The following is a 2,254-nucleotide window of genomic DNA, read 5'->3' on the forward strand; positions in this document are numbered from 1 at the left end:
CCGGACGTGCGGCATCGCGCGGACGCCTTCCGGCTCGGTGCCGGTGCTGCCGCGGCCGTACCGCTCTTCGGGTGCGCCGTTCCGCCGATCGGGCCAGTCATTCATGCCACCGAGTGTGCCCGCCCGCCGGCCGGGCACACAGGGTGCCTGGGAAACCGGTGCGGTCCTGTTGCAGAGCTGATGCACATCCGGGCGCCCGGCGGGGTGTCCGGCGGCCCGCGCATACTGGTGGACATGACCACTCAGGACCGGGGCACGGATCCGGCGATATCCGGCAAGCCGACATCGGCCGCCCGTACGACGCTCTCCCACATCATGACCGGCAATGACACCAATCTGCTGGGCACCGTCCACGGTGGCGTGATCATGAAGCTGGTGGACGACGTGGCGGGCGCGGTCGCCGGGCGGCACTCCGGTGGGCCCGCGGTCACCGCCTCCATGGACGAGATGGCCTTCCTGGAGCCGGTCCGCGTGGGCGATCTGGTGCATGTGAAGGCCCAGGTGAACTGGACCGGCCGGTCCTCCATGGAGGTCGGTGTGCGGGTGCTGGCCGAGCGGTGGAACGAGTCCACGCCCGCTGTCCAGGTCGGCAGCGCCTATCTCGTCTTCGCGGCCGTCGACGGCGACGGCAAGCCCCGGCCGGTGCCGCCGGTGCTCCCGGAGACCGAGCGGGACCGGCGGCGCTACCAGGAGGCGCAGATCCGGCGGACGCACCGGCTCGCCCGGCGCCGCGCGATCATGGAGCTCCGCCAGAACCGGGCCGCCGAGGGCATCGAGGACTGAGTACGGGGAGCGCGGCCGGGCTCAGGTCTGCTCCGGGCAGACCGCCTGGTCGCCGGTGACCACCGGGATCCGGTCCTGCGGGCCGGTCTCCTCCTTGGCCCGGACGGGCCGGACCTCGGTGAAGTCCGCGCCGAGGACCACCTTCATCAGCGGCCCCTGCCCGGCCACCGGCCGGAGCCCGGCGCCCGGCAGGGCGGTGGCGAGCGAGCGGGCCGAGCGGTCCCAGCGCGGGTCGTAGGTGATCGTCGTGTGCTTGATCGCGGGCGGCGGGGCATCGACGGGCACCCCGGTGGTGAGGAAGCCGGTGGCCCGCAGCGCCTGGTCGGCTCCCCGGGCCAGCCCCGGGCGGCCGCTGCCGTTGAGGACCTGGACCCGGATCCGCTCGGGGGCGACGTCGACGGCCGCGGCCCGGGGCCGGTTGCCCTCGGCGGGCGGCTTGGCGTCCTGGGTGTGGTGCGGGGAGCCCGGCGCCGTGCCCACGAGCCGGTCCTCGCGCAGCGCCTGGAAGAGCTTGCCGGCCGCCGCGTCGTCCCAGCGCACGGTCGAGCCGACGTTCGGCACGGGGTAGTCCGCCACGGCGATCGGCACGGACATGAACTCGGTGGAGGCGGGGCTGAGGTTCCGCATCGCCCTGCCGAGGTCGACGAGCTCGTCGGTGCCGAAGCCCCGGTCCGCGCGGACCGAGCCGACCACGGAGGAGGCGACCTCCTGGAACTTCACCGGGTTCAGCAGCACCCCGCCGTCGGCTGCCTTGTGCATCAGCGAGGCGAGGAACCGCTGCTGCCGCTGCATCCGGCCCAGGTCGGCGGCCCCGTCGAGATGGCGGGAGCGCACGTACTGGAGGGCCTGGCCGCCGTCGAGATTGCTGGTGCCGGCGGGCAGGTCGAGCCCGGAGTAGGCATCCCTGAGCGGGCGCACGGTGCACACCCGTACCCCGCCCACCGCGTCGACGGTCCGCATGAAGCTGGTGAAGTCGACCTCCATGTAGTGATCGACGTGGAGCCCGGTCAGCCGCTCCACGGAGCGCACGGTCAGCCCGGGGCCGCCCTCGGCGTAGGCCGCGTTGAGCTTCTGCGGATGGGCCGGGCGCACCCGGCCGAACTCGTCCGCGCGCTCGGGGATCTCGGTGTAGGTGTCGCGCGGCAGGCCGACCACGGTGGCCCGCTCGCGGTCGGCGGACAGGTGCACCAGCAGGATCGTGTCGGTGCAGTGACAGGCGGTGCCGCCCAGCCGGTAGCGCCTGCGCTCGTCCTCGGTGATCCGGTCGCGGCCGTCGGTGCCGACGAGCAGGACGTTCATGCCCCGGCCGCCGTCCGGCCGGTTCGACAGGCCCTCGAAGGCGTCGACCCGGCCGATCCCGCCGGAGAGCCCGGAGACCACCGCGTGCCCGATGCCGCTCGTGCCCAGCACGGCCACCGCGGCGACCGTGGCCAGCCGCATTCCCCAGCGCGGGGGGCGCGGGGTGCGGTGG

2 protein-coding genes are annotated in these 2,254 nt (G+C 74.3%); one reads left to right on the forward strand and one right to left on the reverse strand.

Annotated features, from left to right (window positions below):
* Positions 1 to 234: 234 nt before the first annotated feature.
* Positions 235 to 783, forward strand: a complete 549-nt coding sequence (locus K6I33_RS34380; RefSeq protein ID WP_229358728.1) for an acyl-CoA thioesterase — start codon at positions 235 to 237, stop codon at positions 781 to 783.
* A gap of 21 nt (positions 784 to 804) precedes the next feature.
* Here the strand turns inward: K6I33_RS34380 and K6I33_RS34385 are convergent.
* Positions 805 to 2,254: LCP family protein (locus K6I33_RS34385; RefSeq protein WP_229358729.1), on the reverse strand; the 1,450-nt coding region annotated here is incomplete at its 5' end.

Origin of the sequence: Streptomyces sp. UNOB3_S3 (assembly GCF_020740895.1) — a bacterium.
Taxonomy (GTDB): domain Bacteria; phylum Actinomycetota; class Actinomycetes; order Streptomycetales; family Streptomycetaceae; genus Streptomyces.